The 17,815-nt window shown below is 34.7% G+C and carries 12 protein-coding genes; 3 read left to right on the top strand and 9 right to left on the bottom strand.

Features of this window, described 5'->3' with window-relative positions; genetic code table 11:
* Positions 1–199 precede the first annotated feature (199 nt).
* Positions 200–2,416, bottom strand: coding sequence for a glycoside hydrolase family 3 C-terminal domain-containing protein (locus tag AC1RRQ_RS21690; protein WP_493025062.1), 2,217 nt, complete (start codon positions 2,414–2,416; stop codon positions 200–202).
* A gap of 207 nt (positions 2,417–2,623) precedes the next feature.
* Entirely contained in the window at positions 2,624–4,267 is a 1,644-nt protein-coding gene (gene susR / locus AC1RRQ_RS21695) for a SusR family glycan utilization regulator (RefSeq protein WP_493025063.1), read from the bottom strand.
* A gap of 133 nt (positions 4,268–4,400) precedes the next feature.
* Here susR and AC1RRQ_RS21700 point away from each other — a divergent pair, with 133 nt between their 5' ends.
* Positions 4,401–4,745 carry a 5-carboxymethyl-2-hydroxymuconate Delta-isomerase gene (locus AC1RRQ_RS21700; RefSeq protein ID WP_493025065.1) on the top strand — a complete coding sequence of 115 codons (345 nt, stop codon included), beginning with the start codon at positions 4,401–4,403 and terminating at the stop codon, positions 4,743–4,745.
* A gap of 152 nt (positions 4,746–4,897) precedes the next feature.
* Here AC1RRQ_RS21700 and AC1RRQ_RS21705 read toward each other — a convergent pair whose 3' ends face one another.
* A complete protein-coding gene (locus AC1RRQ_RS21705) occupies positions 4,898–7,342 on the bottom strand; it encodes a glycoside hydrolase family 3 N-terminal domain-containing protein (RefSeq protein WP_493025066.1) in 2,445 nt (814 codons plus the stop codon).
* A gap of 305 nt (positions 7,343–7,647) precedes the next feature.
* Here AC1RRQ_RS21705 and AC1RRQ_RS21710 point away from each other — a divergent pair, with 305 nt between their 5' ends.
* The gene (locus tag AC1RRQ_RS21710; protein ID WP_493025067.1) at positions 7,648–8,394 is read left to right on the top strand and encodes an NUDIX hydrolase; all 747 of its coding nucleotides are present in this window, start codon (positions 7,648–7,650) and stop codon (positions 8,392–8,394) included.
* A gap of 250 nt (positions 8,395–8,644) precedes the next feature.
* On the opposite strand, the gene AC1RRQ_RS21715 is transcribed toward AC1RRQ_RS21710, so the two are convergent.
* On the bottom strand, positions 8,645–10,903 hold the full coding sequence (locus AC1RRQ_RS21715) for an acyl-CoA dehydrogenase family protein (RefSeq protein ID WP_493025069.1): 2,259 nt from the start codon (positions 10,901–10,903) through the stop codon (positions 8,645–8,647).
* 323 nt (positions 10,904–11,226) lie between these two features.
* A complete protein-coding gene (locus AC1RRQ_RS21720) occupies positions 11,227–12,144 on the bottom strand; it encodes an EamA family transporter (RefSeq protein WP_493025072.1) in 918 nt (305 codons plus the stop codon).
* Between the two features lie 102 nt (positions 12,145–12,246).
* Here AC1RRQ_RS21720 and AC1RRQ_RS21725 point away from each other — a divergent pair, with 102 nt between their 5' ends.
* Positions 12,247–13,671 carry an aminotransferase-like domain-containing protein gene (locus AC1RRQ_RS21725; RefSeq protein ID WP_493025073.1) on the top strand — a complete coding sequence of 475 codons (1,425 nt, stop codon included), beginning with the start codon at positions 12,247–12,249 and terminating at the stop codon, positions 13,669–13,671.
* 68 nt (positions 13,672–13,739) lie between these two features.
* On the opposite strand, the gene AC1RRQ_RS21730 is transcribed toward AC1RRQ_RS21725, so the two are convergent.
* From AC1RRQ_RS21730 to AC1RRQ_RS21745, 4 genes are all read right to left on the bottom strand, one after another.
* Positions 13,740–14,687 carry a bestrophin family protein gene (locus AC1RRQ_RS21730; protein ID WP_493025075.1) on the bottom strand — a complete coding sequence of 316 codons (948 nt, stop codon included), beginning with the start codon at positions 14,685–14,687 and terminating at the stop codon, positions 13,740–13,742.
* A 223-nt stretch (positions 14,688–14,910) separates the two neighbouring features.
* Complete coding sequence (locus tag AC1RRQ_RS21735; RefSeq protein ID WP_493025076.1) at positions 14,911–15,633, bottom strand: adenine nucleotide alpha hydrolase family protein; 723 nt, start codon at positions 15,631–15,633, stop codon at positions 14,911–14,913.
* Between the two features lie 77 nt (positions 15,634–15,710).
* Complete coding sequence (locus tag AC1RRQ_RS21740) at positions 15,711–17,114, bottom strand: ATP-binding protein (RefSeq protein ID WP_493025077.1); 1,404 nt, start codon at positions 17,112–17,114, stop codon at positions 15,711–15,713.
* Between the two features lies 1 nt (position 17,115).
* Positions 17,116–17,790: a response regulator transcription factor gene (locus AC1RRQ_RS21745; RefSeq protein ID WP_493025078.1), complete on the bottom strand. Its 675-nt coding sequence runs from the start codon at positions 17,788–17,790 to the stop codon at positions 17,116–17,118.
* Positions 17,791–17,815: the final 25 nt, after the last annotated feature.

The following is a 17,815-nucleotide window of genomic DNA, read 5'->3' on the forward strand; positions in this document are numbered from 1 at the left end:
TTAGATTTTAGATTTTAGATTTTAGATTTTAGATTTTAGATTTTAGATTTTAGATTTTAGATTTTAGATTTTAGATTCCAAAAAAATCGCTCCGCTCTTTTTTTGGAATTTGGAATTTAAGAAATTGTAATTTCAAAAGCAAAGCTGCAACTTTTTACATTGCAGCTTTTACTAACCAACCAATTTAGAAATAATGAAATTATTGAAGTGAGAAGCCCACTTTAGATTTTATATCTGTTGATGATGCACCAACAATTGCTTCAAAAGCTCCAGGTTCTGCAACCCAGTCGTGTTTTTTATCGTCGAAGAAACTTAAAGCCGTTTTATCGATTGTAAAAGTTACTGTTTTTTCTTCTCCTGCTTTTAGCGAAACTTTCTCAAAACCTTTTAATTCTTTTACCGGACGCGGCAATGAAGATTTTAGATCGCTGATGTAAAGCTGTACTACTTCAGATCCTTCTCTGCTTCCTGTATTTTTTACATTTACAGAAAATGTAATTTTGTCGCTGCTTGAAAGTTGTTTTTTATCCGCAGTTACTTTTCCGTATGCAAAAGTCGTATAGCTTAATCCGTGACCAAAAGAGAATAATGGTTTTATTTTTTGTTTGTCAACCCAACGGTATCCAACAAAAATTCCTTCGTTGTATTTTACGGTATCTCCACCTGGGAATTCTCCTAAAGCATGAGCACCGTTATCAGCTAATTTTACTGGGAAAGTGAAAGATAATTTTCCTGAAGGGTTTACATCTCCAACTAAAACTGAAGCCAAAGCATTTCCTGCTTCTGTACCTAAAAACCATCCCTGAACAATTCCAGGAACTTCTTTTATCCACGGCATTGCAACCGCATTTCCTGAAATATTTACAAAAACGATGTTTTTATTTACTTTCGCTAAATCACTGATTAATTTATCCTGACCATAAGAAAGTTCTAATCCTTTACGATCGTGTCCTTCATCATCCTGACCTTCACTTTTGTTCAAACCTCCTATAAAAAGAACAATATCAGCATCCTTAGCCACTTTTAAAGCCTCAGCAGTTAACTCAGCCGGAGAACGTTTGTCTTCTAAACTTACCTTAGCTACAACTCCGTTATAGTTACTTGTAGGATCTCCTACATAACCACGAGCGTAGACAATTTCGGCTTGATTGCCAATTCTTTTCTTTAAACCTTCAAGAGGTGTAATTTCGTATCGTGCTTTAAGAGAAGAACTTCCTCCTCCTACAGTCATCATTTTGATTGCATTTTCTCCAATTACAGCAATTTTCTTAGTTTTAGAAAGATTGATTGGCAGAATATTGTTTGTGTTTTGTAATAAAACAATTCCTTCTTGTGCAATTTTTAAACCTGCCTGAGCATGTTCTTCTGTTCCAAAAGATCCAAAAGGGCGATTTCTATCCATTGTTGTTAAGAAAGACAAACGTAAAATACGACGTACTTTTTCGTCTAATTCTTTTGTTCCAACTTCCCCTTTTCTAATCATTTCAGAATAAGGTTTTGCCAGATAGTAGTTGTCGTAAGCATTACTTGTTCCCCAAGATAGTCCGTTTGTCCAAGAACCAAATTCCATATCCAAACCATTATGAATAGCTTGTTTTGTATCATTTACTCCTCCCCAATCCGAAACTACAACACCTTTAAAGCCCCATTCTCCGCGAAGAATATCGTTTAATAAATATTCGTTGTGGCAGCATTGCTGTCCTTTATATTTATTGTAAGCTCCCATAATCGACCAAACATCACCTTCCTGAACCGCTGCCTTAAAAGCAGGTAAGTAAATTTCGTATAAGGCACGATCATCCAGAACTACATCTACTGAATTACGTTTTGTTTCCTGATTGTTTAATGCAAAGTGTTTAACGCAGGCAGCAACTCCATTAGACTGTACTCCTTTAATGTAAGGAACAACCATTTTTGAAGCCAAAAAAGGATCTTCTCCCATATATTCGAAGTTACGGCCGTTTAATGGGCTTCTGTAAATGTTAACTCCAGGTCCTAATAGTACGTTTTTGTTACGGTAACGCGCTTCTTCCCCAATTGATTTTCCGTATAAAGAAGCTAATTCTTTATTCCATGTAGAAGAAAGTGCCGTTAAAGCCGGGAATGCAATACAAGAATCATTTGTCCATCCTGCCTGATCCCATTCGTCCCATTTTACTTCGGCACGAATTCCGTGTGGCCCATCGGTCATCCAGTTTTCCGGAATCCCTAAACGTTTTACACCAGGTGAACTAAATTTAGACTGCGCATGAATCATGGCAATTTTTTCTTCGGTTGTCATTCTTGAAAGCGCATCTTCTACACGCTCATTAATTGGCTTTTTATCATCAAGATAAACCGGAACTTTATTTTGTGCATTCAATCCGAATGAACTCAATAAAACTAAAACAACGATTGTTTTAACGTTTTTAAACATAACTATTATTTATTTATTTAAGCATACATTAATTAAAGATACTAGTGGTCATGTGTATCTAATAATAATATTGTAAAGCTAAAACGTTATAGTTCGTGTTGAAATTTTAAACGAAAAAAAGTAGTGAATTAAAAAATTAAAATATTGATTATCAATTTCTTAATAAAAAATAAACCCTAAAAAAAGTAGTGATTTTAAAATAAATCTTTAGATTTTCAATGTAATTAAACCTATTTTCATGACCATTTCTTCGAAATCATTTCTGGAAACAGCAGCTTTATTTCGAGCTCTTGTACGATAATTGTAAATTGTGCTTAAAGAATAACGAAGAAATGCCGCTATCTTAACACTATCTGTAATTCCGAGTCGGATTAAAGCAAAAATTCTAAGTTCTGTATTGAGCAGTTCGCCTTGTTTTAAAACGATTTGTTCTTCCTTAATTAAAAGTGCATTAAAGTCTTTTACAAAGGTTGGATACAAGTTAAGAAAAATAATATCGAAGTTTTTATATAATTCCTCCAATTCGTTATCAACCAGCGTGGTCGATTTTAGCATTTTGTAAATTTCGTCGAATTGTTTGGCCGTTGCTTTCTTATTTAAGATGATACGGTAATTCTCTAATTTATTGATATAAGTGGAGCAAAGGCTGAAAAAATGCGCAATATATTCTTCTTTAATATGATTAGATTCTGATAATTGTGCGTTACGTTCCTGCAGCTGCTTATTAGTTTCAGTAATATCCTGATTTAATTCGGCTAACTTTTGGCTTGTTTCATAAAGTTCTCCACGAATTCTGGACACTTTTTTCATTTGCTTGTAAACATAAATTACAGCAATGATTAAAAATACCGAAAGCAGACTAATACAGATTAAATAAAGCTGTAATTCTGTTTTTCGCTTTGCTTCTTTCTCCAAATAAACCGTATTGATGATCGAATAAACTTCTGACATTAAAAGGGTTCGAAATTGTACATTACAATAAAGCGCATCTTCAATAGCCGACTGCGTAAGCTTATACGCCATATCTACATCGCCCATTTCATAAAAAACCAAAGCCAGTTCCTGAAGCGAAGCGTTGTCTTTATTGGCATTTTTAAGATCTGCCGTTGCTGAAAGAGCAAAGTATTTTTTTCGTAATTCCTGCTGATGTGTGGCTTCATAAATATTCCCCAACAAATACGTTATCATGGCATACTGCGGATCTTCTTCTTTTACATTTTTTAATAAAGTCATTAATTTTCGCTGCGAATCGCCCAAAGTAATTTTAGACATTCCCTGCTGAATCTTAGTAACTTTATAGTTTAAGGTATTGGGATCTAATACCGTTAATAAAGAATCACGGTATTTTTGTATTTGTCGAAGGTATTTTACATCGTAACTATTGGCTGCATAATGCTCAAAAAACTCTCGATATGCCACATAATAGGTTGGCAGTAAAGAAACAGATAATTTCTTTTTATCGATGCTTTTTAAAATGGCTTCAGATTCGCGGTATTTTCCCGAAGAAGAATAAAGCGTAACCAATTCAAGATTAGCTAGATCTGCCAGCGTATTATTTTGAAGTTCAGAAGCAATTTTTAAATTCTTTTTGACATAAAAAATAGCCGAATCTGAATTGAATTTTTGATATTCTGTATATAACGTTTTATTGTAATTGTATTCCTGCTCCTTCGTTAAATTATCTGATTTTATTTTTTTGAAGTTTAAAATCCGTTCTTCTTTTAACTGCACATAATGTTCTTTGTTCTTTAAAGCAAGGTTTAATTTTGCCAAAATATCATCTGTACTTTCTGAAGCATTAACAGTAAAGCAGATAAGAACGGTAAAAAGAAACAGAAATGAATTTTTCAAAACGAATTAAAAGATAAATGAGATGTTACAAATATAATAAAGCTGCAACATAAAAATATATTTTATGCTATTATTACAAGTCTCGTTTTTCATAAATTTGTTACAGTAACCTCTAACCTAAAAACATAAAATTATGCCGCATTTTATAATTGATTGTTCCGAAAATGTAATACGAATAAAAGCTGCAGATGAAATTATGCAGGAAGTTTTTGACTCGGCTTTATCTACTGGACTTTTTACGCCATCTGAAATTAAAGTGCGCATAAAACCATTTAGTTATTATAATAACGGAAATACGCTGAAAGATTTCATTCATGTTTTTGCATACATCATGGAAGGCCGAAATGACGAACAAAAGAGTAATTTATCTAAAGTCATTGTAACAAAACTAAATGCTGTTCTGCCTGAAGTATCTGTAATTTCGATCAACATACAAGATTTTGAAAAATCAAATTACTTTAATAAGACGATGATTTAAACTTTGATTATCAAAACATTGACATAATCAAAACGATTCCATAATCGATTATGATATAAAAAAAGTAATTCCACTTGCTTATTCAATTTGAATATTCAAGTGGAATTTTAGTTAAAACAGTTTTTTGCTATAAAACCAATTTCCTCAATTTATTACTGTTTTAACTCTTGAAAAGGCGTTTCCAACTCAAAAGCTTTTTTAACTTTTTCAACTACAATTTCATTTGGTACAGTAAATTCTGCAGTCTTTTTAATATTTAGAGAAGAAGTTCCAACCAGAACTTTATAAGTTCCCGCTTCTGCAATCCAGGCATTTTTATTTTCTAAGAACGAAGCCAGGTCTTTTGGCGATAAAGTCAATTTTAAAGTTTCGCTTTCACCCGGCTTTAATTCCTTTGTTTTCGCAAAAACTTTTAATTCCTCTTTTGGTTTGTCAATAGATTTTGAAGGAGCAGACAAGTATAACTGCACCACCTCTTTTCCAGTTGTTTTTCCGGTATTTTTTACCGTAACTGAAACTGTCATTGCCGTATCAAAAGCTGGAGAACTTAATTTTACATCCGAGAAATCGAAAGTTGTATACGAACCTCCAAAACCAAATTCATAAGAAGGTTTTACATTAAAAGTATTGTAATAGCGATAACCCACATAAATTCCTTCCTGATAGGTTACATTTGTTGGATTATCTGCCGGAGTTCCTAACCAGTTTTTTGCAGAAGGAGTATCTTGGTATTTCATCGGGAAAGTCATGGTCAGTTTTCCTGACGGATTTACTTTCCCCGAAAAAACATCGGCTACAGAATTCCCTCCTTCTTGTCCCGGCAGCCACGATAATAAAATAGCATCAACTTTATCTTTCCAGCTTGCTGTTTCAATAACACCGCCAATATTTAAAATAACCACTACTTTTTTTCCTTTTGCATGGAAAGCTTCCGAAACATTATTGATTAATTCTACCTCATCTTCGGCTAAATTAAAGTCGTTATCTACTTTACGATCTCCGCCTTCACCGGAATTTCTACCTATCGTAATAATTGCTAATTCTGATGCAGCGGCATGTTTTGCAACTACTTGCTTCTCCAGTTTTAATTCTGGTAAACGTTTTGGCAAAGCCAGAAAACCTTCTTTTTTACGGCTTTCCATTTCTATTCCTTTCACTTTTGCTACAAATGGCGTATAAGTTGTTTTTAGTTCTTCGTCAAGCGAATAACCCGCGTTTTTTAAACCATCTAATAAGGAAATAGTATACGCTTCGTTTACATCACCGCTTCCGGTTCCTCCCGAAATAAAATCATAAGACGTAACACCAAAAATGGACACTTTTCCTTTTCTGTTGGTAAATGGCAGAATATCTTTATCATTTTTCAATAAAATCATTCCTTCAGATGCGGCTTGTCTTGTAATTTGTGCGTTCTCTTTTAAGTTTGGTTTATTTGAATATTTGTAGTTTTCCATAATTGGAGATTTTAGAACCAATTCTAAAATTCTTTCCACATTTTTATCAACTACTTCCTTAGATAAGTTTTTGTTTTTAATGTTTTCGATAATCGCTTTCTTTTGTGCTTCGATTCCCGGCATTAATAAATCATTTCCGGCATTTAACTGCTGCGTTACATTGCTGGAACCTGCCATAATAGATTCTGCTCCGGCAAAACCGCCAAACCAGTCTGTCATAACAATTCCTTTAAAACCCCATTCATTGCGAAGAATATCCGTTAATAAATCTTTTCTAGCCGAAGTATATGTTCCGTTGATTAAATTATAAGAAGACATCACCGTCCAAGGATTTGATTCTTTTACTGCAATTTCGAAACCTTTCAGGTAAATTTCACGCATGGCTCTTTCGCTGATATGTTCGTTGATAGAAAGCCGATTCGTTTCCTGATTATTTGCTGCAAAGTGCTTTATCGAAGTTCCTACTCCATTCGACTGAATTCCTTTTACCATCGCTGAAGCAATTTTACCGGAAACCAGCGGATCTTCAGAATAATATTCGAAATTTCTGCCGCACAAAGGATTTCTGTGAATGTTTAAGGCTGGCGCGAGTAATATATCCGCTCCATATTCTTTTGTTTCGTTCCCCATCGCCTTACCTACTTTTTCAATCAAGGCTTCATTCCAGGTTGAAGCCAAAGCCGTTCCAACAGGAAAAGCGGTACAGTAATAGGTATTTTTATCATTATCCCGAATGGGTTTTATACGTAAACCTGCAGGGCCGTCGGCTACAATAATAGCAGGAATTCCCAAACGTTTAATTTCGTAAGTTCCTCCTGCCGCGCCTGGAACACGACCTTCAATTGCGCCCACAACCGGTTTAATTCCGTCAAAGCCCGGCATTCCGGTTCCCATTAAGAAATTTGCTTTTTCATCATCGGTCATTTTATTCACCAAATCGACAGCACGTTCGTGAATAGAAAGTCTGGTGTCTTCGTAAATATCCAGTTTTCCGTTTTTGTTTAAATCTCTAAAAGTAAAGCCTTTGATAGTAAGCAGAGGCGGTTTATTTTCATCATCAGAAATACTATTCCATGATAAATTCGAAATCACTAAAGCGGTCAAAAGTGATATGCGAGCTGTTTTTACAATTGTTTTTTTCATAAGTAAAACAAAAAATGTGGTTTGAAAATAGTAAAGTTTTGATATGATGCTTTTTACAATGCTTCATAATGAAGCAATATTAATTACTTTTTTTCATTTCAGCAAACAAAACGGATTAAACTTTTATTTATCACACCTCAACACCTTTAAACTTATCGTATTCTCAACAAAACCAATATTCGGTTAAAAACAAATCATTAAAAAAAACCTTTTAAAAGCACTGAAAAAAAAGGCTGATAAAGTTTTAAAGACGTAAACTGTCTTATAATTCTCAAAAAGATTAAATTTGAAAACAAATAAAGACAATGGAACTAAAGAAATTATTAGAAAAGCAATCTGAAGAAGCCTGGAAAAAGTATATTCCCTCCCTTTCTATTGACTGTGTAATTTTTAGCTTTCATGAAAACGCGCTTCAGGTTCTTACTTTAAACATGAGAGATCAGGATTTATGGGGACTTCCGGGCGGCTATGTTCAAAAAGATGAAAATGTAGATGAAGCCGCTGTTCGAATTTTAAAAGACAGAACGGGAACTGAAAATATCTACTTACAGCAATTTTATACTTTTGGAAATCTAAAGCGTTCTGAAAGTGCATTTGATGCTTACGATGATACTATTTGGAACAAACAGCGTTTTGTATCTATTGGGTATTATGCTCTGGCAGAACATTCTAAAGTAAATTTGGTTATTGATCAGTACTCTAATGCGGTAGAATGGAAACTAATAGAGGATTTACCTGAGTTTATGATGGATCACCGCGCTATTTTTGATAAAGCACTGCTTACGCTTCGGGAACAGCTCAACAACCATCCTATTGGTTATAATCTTTTGCCGGAAAAATTTACAATGCCGGAACTTCAGAAATTATATGAAGCTATTTTAGGAAAAAAATTAAATCGCGGCAATTTTTACCGAAAGATCCTCCGCTACGACATTCTTACCAAATTAGATGAATCACGAAAAGGCGGCGCGCATAAAGCACCCGATTTGTATAGTTTTGATTTGGAAAAATATAACGAAGCTTTGAAAGAAGGCTTGAAGGGAAATTGGTGATTTTTTTGTTCACCATATAAGTGATATAAGTTCATTAAACTTCGCGCTAAAAAAACAAGTTTAAAGTTGGTTTGCGTATTTTTATTCTTTTATGAAATGACAAAACAAACTGTAACCTACATTTAATTTCTATTTTCAAACATAGCCCGTGGTTTCAACCACGGGAAAACAAGAGGCGTAATAATATTGCATCCCCGTGATTGAAACCACGGGCTATATTTGACAAAGTTTTTTTTGCCTAGAATAAAAATCAAACCGCAATTGGCGCCGCCAGACAGCTTTCGGGAATATCGAAAGCGTTTACTAATGCTACTGCATCCGGGCGGATATCCCAGCAAAGCTGATTTACAATTTTACGGACTGCTTTTGTTTTTACAGCCTCCATGTAGCCATCTTCAAGATACCAGCCTTTGTTTTTTTCTATCTGCGAAAGCGCATATAATTGATATAATTTTGTCAATATTTGTTTAGAATTTTCGTCTTTAATTGCTTTTACAGCTTCCTGAAATTGCTCTAAAACAATGCGTTCCAGATAAGCCTGAGCGACATCTATCATTTGATGCTGCACCACATTAAAAGCATCATAAGCTTCTAAACCGCCATCGACTAACTTTTTAATACGTCTTGCTGCCGAAGCCAGAATCGTTTTTTCTCTGTGTACAAAAGCCTGAAGATGAAATTCGGCGTCCAGTAAATGTTCATCGTCGGTTCTTCGGGTTGCGATTGGATTTTTTTCTGTAATGGCTGTTTTAGCATTTTCATATACATAATTGATGATGCCCAATGAACCCATTTCGCCAAACGATTTTCTAAATTCAGATAAACGGTTTTTAGCCACCAATTGCATTAAAACAGTATTATCACCTTCAAAAGTGGTATAAATTTCCGTATCATTTTTTAAAGCGTCGATTCGGTTTTCAGATAAATACCCTTTTCCACCACAAGCTTCTCTGCATTCCTGCAGAATATCTCTGGTGCTCCAGGTTGAATACGATTTCATTCCGGCGGCAAGGGCCTCAATTTCTTGCATTTCGGCTTCCGTTCTGTTCAAAAATCTGTTGGTAAGATATTGAAGTGCAAAATGAACGGCGTATGTTTTTGCCAAATGTGGTAATAACCTTCGCTGATGCATTCTGTAATTTAAAATCGGAACTTCAGATCCGCCTTCCGGGCCAAATTGTCGACGCTGGTCGCTGTAACGAATGGCAATCGTTAATCCTGATTTGGCTGCAGCCAAAGCCGAACGCGGAATCCCGATTCTGCCTCCTACCAAAGTGCCTAACATGGTGAAAAACCTTCGATTATCACTCGGAATTGGACTTTCAAATTCGCCTTTATCGTTTACAGAAGCAAAACGATCCAGCATATCTTCTTTCGGAATCACCACTTTATCAAAACTAATTGTTCCGTTGTCTACTCCGTTTAATCCCATTTTATGACCGCAATCGCCAATAGTAACGCCTTTTACTGTATTTCCGTTTGTATCGCGCAACGGCACTACAAAAGCATTTACACCATAATCGTGATCGTCAATAATTAATTTAGCAAAAACCGTTGCCATTTGTCCGTGAACGGCAGCGTTTCCTATATATTCTTTTTGGGCATTTTTATTTGGTGTATGAATAGTAAAAGTCTGATCGTTATGATTGTATGTTGCCGTTGTTTCCAATCCTTTTACGTTCGATCCGTGATGTGTTTCGGTCATGGCAAAACAACCCGGAAGTTTTAAAGAACCAATATCTTTTAAGTATTTAGCGTAATGTTTTTCGGTTCCAAGAGACTGAACGCTCATTCCCCAAAGTCCAAACTGAACGCCAAATTTTATTACGAGACTTAAATCGTGATAACTCAGCGTTTCCATAATCGCAAAATAATCTTCTACGTTTCCTCCTCCGCCGTATTCTTTTGGATAAGCCATGTTTCCTAAGTTTTCATCGGCTAGAATTTTACACCAGTTGTAAACCGTCTGGCGGAAAACATTAATATCCGTAGAAGTTTCGTAAGCAAATTCAGGTCGGGAAATTATAGATTTTACTTTTTTAATGATCGGAGCTTCTTTTCCGTCAAGGAATTCGGTTATTTTCTGAATATCAAAATTGCTTGTTGTCTGCGAATTTGCGGTAAAAGAACCTGCTTTTGTTTTAAAGTTCTGTAATGCTTCTTCGCCTAAAATTCCGAGGTCATTTTCTAGTTTTGTAAAATCGGATTCTAATGACGAAATATCCAGATCTTTATCTGAAAGTGCTACCGCAATATCAAAAATAGATTTTATGGAGTTTTTATCCTGAATACTTTTTTCAATATCCAATTTCCATTGTGCGAGTTCATTTCGCGAAGGCGGATTCGAAATATCAACTTTAGAAAGCAGGTATTCTTGTTCTTCGGCCGAAAGGGCTTTTTGGGATTTTATAAATTCTTTGAGTGTAGTGAATTCTTTCTGAGTCAAAAGATCATCAGACCACACTAAATAAAACAACGGAAGAAAGGCTTGGAGTTTGGTATTTTTCATATAAATAGGATTCGGTTTGTAATAGTTTTTTTGCCGCAGATTACACGGATTGAAAGGATTTTTTAGCCACGAATTACACGAATTTTCACGAATTTATTTTTTATTCATACTAATTTTAAATCAATTTGAATTCGTGAAAATTCGTGTAATTCGTGGCTAATTTCAACGCAAAGAAAATAATCTTTCAATCTGTATAATCTGTGGCCAAATTTAATTTTACTGCATAAAAAAACAGGAATGAAAAATACTCATTCCTGTTTAAAAACCCTGTTAAGATTCTCGTAATTTTACATTTTAAACCAATAAAAAATATAAGATTATGTCTATTGAGAATCTTTTGGTGACAGGATATATTTTTGTTTTATGGCAAAAATATGATGTGAATTAAAAACTAACACTGCAATAAAAATAATGCCGTATGCTATAATTTGTATAATGCCAAATGGCTCTTTATAAAAAAACATAGCCAGAAGAAAAGCAATCATTGGGTTGATGTTTAAAAGCATCCCGACAGTTGAAGAATTTATTCCTGAAAGCGCATATAAATTAAGAAACAACGGAAAAATGGTAAACAAAATAGCAATGGTTTCGATACAGAAATAAAATTTAAATTCTGTTGGAACTGGTCCGCTGTAGGCTGGGAAAAAAGGCACTAAAAATAAGGCAGCCAGTGTAATATGAAATGTTAGTACTATAAATTTATCAAACCCTTTATTAACGCGCTGACTTACTAAATAAGACGCATAAGTAAAGCCAATTATGATGCTAAAAAACATGTCCATTATGTTGGCATAAGACAAAAGTAAGCAGCCGGAAATACTCAATCCAACGGCAATCCATTGTGTTTTACTTAGTTTTTCGTGCAAAATAAAATAAGCCAGTAAGGTGGTTAAAATTGGACATACCAAATATGCCAAAGATGTCGCTTTTACGCTGACATGATTCATTACATAAATAAAGGTAAACCAGTTGGCCATTAAAAAAACGCTTCCGCCAATATTTAGCAAAGTCGATTTTCTCTTTTCGGCTTTGGGCATTGCCTTAAAAGTTTCGATGGCTTCTTTGACTTTTTTTCGTCTAAAGGTAAAGGAAATCAGAAGCATTAAAATACTGCAGCTGAAAACGCGATAGAATAAAATATCCAATGAGGGATAGTCGTGTATTGGCTTTAAAACCAAACTAAAAAATCCCCAGATTACAAAACAAGTAATGGCCGCTATGTAGTATTTTGTTGTTTTCACGAAATTTTAGTTTTGTTTAGTTTTCTATGAAACAAATTTCTAAAAAATAAAATAGCAATACAGATACAGTTTTTGTAAATTGCAGCATAACAGTTTTATTTTATGAAAAACTCCAATTACTTGTATCTTCAGTTCGCAGACGTGATTGAAAAACAGATCAAAACAGGTCTTTTAAATGTTGGCGATAAACTGCCTTCGATTAGAGAAGTCTGTGCCGAAACGGGTTACAGCATGAGTACGGTAAGCAAAGCGTATTATGAAATCGAAAGCCGATCGCTTATAGAGTCTCGTCCGCAGTCCGGATATTATGTAACGAATATTTCGGCCAGAACAATTCCGGAACCTTCTCCAAGCAGTCCTATATTAAAATGCGAAAATATTGATCGCGAGGATTTAATCGATCAGGTTTACGGTAATATGCTGGTTAAAGATATTACGATGCTTTCTTTGGGTTTTCCGTCAAATGAGCTTCTTCCTATCGCAAAACTCAACAAAGGAATGGTTCAGGCGATGCGTCAGCTCCCAAATAGCGGCACGAGTTATGAAGAAGTGCAGGGTAATTTGAATTTAAGAAAAGAAATTGCGCGCTGGTCTTTTAGCTGGGGCGGTTCGTTGACAGAACGTGATATTATAACCATGCCGGGCTGTACCAGTGCGATATCGCATTGCTTAATGACGCTGACAAAACCGGGAGATACCATTATTACTGAAAGTCCTGCTTATTTTGGTATTTTGCAACTGGCTAAATCTTTGGGTTTGTATATTATGGAACTGCCAACCAATATGACAACCGGAATTGAGTTAGAGGCGCTGAAAAAAGCACTTGCAACTAAAAAAGTTACGCTTTGTTTATTGATGAGTAATTTTAGTAATCCCTCTGGAAGTATGATGCCTGTTGAACATAAAAAAGAAGTCGTAAAATTGATGGAGTTTTATAATATTCCGTTGATTGAAGATGATATTCACGGAGATTTGTACTTTGGTTCGAGCCGGCCAACTAATTGTAAAACTTACGACGAAAGCGGTATTGTACTTTGCTGCAGTTCTGTTTCTAAAACGCTGGCACCGGGTTATCGTGCAGGATGGGTTTCGCCCGGGAAATTTAAAAAAGAAATTCTTCGAAATAAAATTTATCACACACTCTCCTCTCCTACTATTACACACGAAGTCGTGGGTGATTTTTTGAAAAACGGCCGTTATGAAAATCATCTTAGAAAAATCCGCCAAATCCTGAATCGCAATTGCAATAACTATATCAATACGGTTTTAGAATCTTTTCCGGCGGGAACAAAAGTGAGTCAGCCTCAGGGTGGTTTTTTCCTTTGGGTCGAATTAGATCAAAAAATTGATACTGCTGCGTTTTATCATTTGGCTATGAAGCATAATATCAGCATTGCGCCGGGGCGTATTTTCTCTTTTCAAAATCAATTTTCGAATTGTATGCGTTTGAGTTTTGGTCTTCCGTGGACAAATGAACTGCGCCAGTCGATACAAACTCTAGGGCAATTGGCAGCAAAACAATTGTAATAAAAAAAGCTGGACAGCGCAACTACACACTGTCCAGCCAACAATTAAAGAGACCAAAATTAACTAAATTATAAAACGAAATAAGCGTCTTTTTCGACCTTCTTAGGTTCGTCGTTTAAATCAAATTCTTTTAGGATATCAAATTCGCTTTGGTATTCGTTAAGCATTTGTTTGATATTCTTTTCGATTGTATTTGCAATCGTCGTAACAGGCGTATCTGTTGGCCTGTTTTCAAACGGATCCTGCAAATGAATGGCCATTCTTTCGATTAAAAAGAAAGCAGCACCAATTGCTGTAATCAGCGGAATCGCAAACCAGCTCAATACACTTGTTAACCCAAACGGAAGTAAGAAAATAAACAAACACAACGTTAATCGAATGTACATACTGTATGTGGTTGGGAAAATCGTGTTCTTGATTCTCTCGCATTTACCCATTTCATCGCATAATCGCGATAATGTATTATCGATTTCAACTTGTTGGTACATGTTGATTTTTTTCTCGTTTTTAGCATTTCTAAGATCACGTGCGTGAAGCATTAAAATGGCATTTGGAATGTTTTGATGATTCTTAATGTATTTAATTTCTTCATCGCTCATTAAACCTTCAAGAGGCGCTACAGCATCTTTATTTCGCAGTGCCTGCCCTAAACTATAACACCATGCGATTTGTCTTTTGGCAAAATTTTCTTTGAATTCACTTGCTTCAAGAGAAAAATCCGGGTCTTTATAAAATGTCAATACTTGTCGTATTAATGTTCTGGAATCGTTGACAACTGCTCCCCAAACGATTCGTGCTTCCCACCATCTATCATAAGCCTGGTTCGACTTAAAAGCTAATAATAGGGAAATAATGGTTCCAATCATGGTTGGAATTGCAATTGGAATATCTACGGGAAGAGTAACAAAATAATGATGAAATATCTCAAATAGTACCGTGTAAGCCAGCACCAGAGTCACTTCTACTTTAATTTTCCCGAGAACGTACTTCATTGGTATTCTTTTTCTTAATAACATATTTTCGGTTTTAAATTAATATTACTGCTGTTTAGTGATTAGTCCTTAGTACCTAGTGATTAGTCTTTAGTGAATAGTCTTAAGATTTATTTACTATATCTATAAGCTTTACATTCCTGAAATTGAGTCAATTGTATTGGTCAAGAGCAAGAACAGTTACTAAAAACTATTCTAAGAGCTATTTACAGCTAAGGACTAATCACTAATCACTAAGGACTAAAAACTAAACCAGCTCCTCGTATAATGAAAGTACCGGAAGCCCCAGTTTTTCATTCATGTCTTGTTTTTTTACTTTTTTAAATTTGATTTTTTCTCCTTTGCGGGTTTCTACCAATAAATCAATTTCGTATTTTGAAATTGCTTCGTTTAAGAAAGGAGCAACATTTTCGTAATTATCATCAATTTTTGAAGTCTGACTTACGATCTCATAAGAGAAGTTTTCATTTAAAAACTGCTGTACGTCTTTTACATGAATATTTGCGCCGCTGTTTTCGATATAAAGTGCTTTTGTGAAATCTTCCTTAAACTGCTCGTTTCCTAAATGTAAAATCGGGCATTTTTGATTTCCTGCCAATTGTACCAAATATTGATGAATACGTTTTGTTTCCTGTTTATAAGAATGCGTCAGAATAACTAATTTTACTGAGAAATGCTCGATAATTCCTCTGAAAATTGGAGACGAAAGTCCGTATTGATTGTGAATTTTAATTTTGCAGTTTTTAGTATGATCGATCATATACCTGCAGGTTTCTAAAACTTCTTCCTGACTTTTGGTAAGTCCGGTTCTCATTTCACGCAAAAAATTAGAGGATGAAAAAGCATCTGGAGTATCAGAAACCATCATTAAAACAATTTCGCAGTCTGAGTTTTTTGACTGGCTGATTGCTGATTTTACAGCAGAAATTGTATCATCTTTTAAAGTAGTAGGTATCAGGAAATTTTTCATGTGTATAATCTTTTAGTTTATACAGACAAAATAACTACCTGAAAATTAGAAGGGTCTTAATCTTAAATTAGATTTTCCTAAGATGTAACATTAGATTTTTTAATGTTGGCTTTTTTAGGATTTGTTTTTTTAAATATAATCGTTACAATCGTTCCCTTGTTTTGTTCTGATTGTACTTGAATCTCACCATCGTGCATACGAATGATTTTGGAGGCCAACGGAAGTCCTAAACCGTAACCTATATATTTAGCCGCAATTTTTCCTCTAAAGAAAGGTTCGTACAAATGCGGAATATCTTCCGGCGGAATCCCGATTCCGATATCGTTAATCGAAATTTTAATCGCATCCTGGTTGGCCGAAAGCGTTACAAATACCTCATTGTTATCTGAATACTTAACGCCATTGGTAATAATATTATTAATTGCGAGTTCTAAAAGCGGTTTATTACACGGAATTAAAAGCAGATTAGAATCTTTTGGAGCAAAATTAAGTTTAATGCTCACACGGTTTTCCGGGTAAATTTTATCTAAATCTGATTTTACATCTAATAACAATTCATCGATTCTGGCAATATCCAAAACTTGTTTATTACCGTCATAACCTGTTTGGGTAAGTTTTAATAAACTTTCGGTCAGGTTTCCTAATCTGGAAGCCTGATTATATATATTTTGCAATGATTCAACATATTCTGCCACTTCACGTTCTTTAAGAAGCATAATTTCGGCTTCGGCAATAATGGTGGTTATGGGTGTTTTTAATTCGTGTGAAGCATTATTGATAAAATTGGCCTGAATTTCAAATGAAGTTTCCAGCCTGTCCAGCATATCATTAAAAGTTTCGGTAAGATCCGAAATCTCATCCGAGTTTTTAACAGCCGGTAATCGATTATGTAAATTTGAGGCGCTGATTCTATTTACTTCTTTCGTAATTCTGGCTACCGGATTAATAACTCTTTTCGCCAAAAAACGTCCTAAAAAGAAAGCCAGAAGTATAAAACCAATACCTCCGAAAACCAATATTTTTACAATATAAACGGTTGTTGTTTTTCCTCTTCGGTCACGCGCACCCACAATTACAATATATTTTTGACTTCCTTCTGTAAAAACCTGACCCAGATAATATTTGCTGTTTACTTCAAAATAATCTTCACCGGTTGCCAAGATATTGGAGTAAAACGTGTTTGGAAGATTTAACTTTGTATTGTAATCAAAACTATTGGCGCTGTTTATTTTAAGAACATATTCTTCTTCTTCAATAAGTTCTTCGAGTCCGTTTTTCTTTAAATTCCTGTAATACTTTATTTTTTCAGGATCATGCTGAAAATGAATCGAAGCTACAATTTTAGCACGATCTTCTAACCTTTTTAAAAAGTGGTAACGGTTATTATCTCTAAATAAAACAAATACTATTATACTTAATAGCAGCGTACTAAATGTAGAAAGCGCTACATAATTAAAAGTAATTTTTTTTCTGATATCCATTCTATGGCTTTATAACATAACCTAAACCTTTCATGGTATGAATAAGTTTAGTTTTAAAAGGTTTGTCTACTTTTTTTCTTAAATAAGTAATATATACATCGACTACATTGGTGTTCATATCAAAATTGATATCCCAAACATTATCTAAAATCTGATCACGAGATACAATTCTTCCGCTGTTTTTTCCCAGATAATACAGCAGTTTAAACTCTTTTGCGGTTAAAACAATCGATTCTCCGTCTCTTTTTACTGTTTTTGCACGACCGTTAATTTCTAAATCGCCAATGGTAATAACGTCGATTTTATCCGTTTCCTGATGTGCTCTTCTGTGCAAAGCATTTACCCTTGCATCGAGTTCTCCAAATTTAAAAGGTTTTACCAAATAATCATCGGCACCAGAATTAAGTCCTGTTACAATATTTTCTGAAGTTCCTAAAGCTGTTAAAAGCAAAATGGGAACAAAGTTTTTGCCGGCGCGAAGTCTTCTGCAAATTTCGATTCCGTTAATATCCGGTAACATAACGTCTAAAACCACAACATCAAAGTTATAATTCTGAATCATTTCTAGGGCAGTTTTGCCATCCAGAGCCACACTTACTTCGTTGTTATTTTCGGCAAATCCTTTACGCAGAATCGATAAAAGATTTGGTTCGTCTTCGACTATTAGTAACTTCATATTAATTTGTATATACAACAAAAAT

Source organism: Flavobacterium sp. GW821-FHT12A05, from assembly GCF_058807735.1.

Bases quoted from the DNA above. Each gene is read 5' to 3' on its own strand.
- AC1RRQ_RS21690 (WP_493025062.1), bottom strand. From the start codon at position 2,416: ATGTTTAAAAACGTTAAAACAATCGTTGTTTTAGTTTTATTGAGTTCA.
- AC1RRQ_RS21700 (WP_493025065.1), top strand. From the start codon at position 4,401: ATGCCGCATTTTATAATTGATTGTTCCGAAAATGTAATACGAATAAAA.
- AC1RRQ_RS21705 (WP_493025066.1), bottom strand. From the start codon at position 7,342: ATGAAAAAAACAATTGTAAAAACAGCTCGCATATCACTTTTGACCGCT.
- AC1RRQ_RS21710 (WP_493025067.1), top strand. From the start codon at position 7,648: ATGGAACTAAAGAAATTATTAGAAAAGCAATCTGAAGAAGCCTGGAAA.
- AC1RRQ_RS21715 (WP_493025069.1), bottom strand. From the start codon at position 10,903: ATGAAAAATACCAAACTCCAAGCCTTTCTTCCGTTGTTTTATTTAGTG.
- AC1RRQ_RS21725 (WP_493025073.1), top strand. From the start codon at position 12,247: ATGAAAAACTCCAATTACTTGTATCTTCAGTTCGCAGACGTGATTGAA.
- AC1RRQ_RS21730 (WP_493025075.1), bottom strand. From the start codon at position 14,687: ATGTTATTAAGAAAAAGAATACCAATGAAGTACGTTCTCGGGAAAATT.
- AC1RRQ_RS21735 (WP_493025076.1), bottom strand. From the start codon at position 15,633: ATGAAAAATTTCCTGATACCTACTACTTTAAAAGATGATACAATTTCT.
- AC1RRQ_RS21740 (WP_493025077.1), bottom strand. From the start codon at position 17,114: ATGGATATCAGAAAAAAAATTACTTTTAATTATGTAGCGCTTTCTACA.
- AC1RRQ_RS21745 (WP_493025078.1), bottom strand. From the start codon at position 17,790: ATGAAGTTACTAATAGTCGAAGACGAACCAAATCTTTTATCGATTCTG.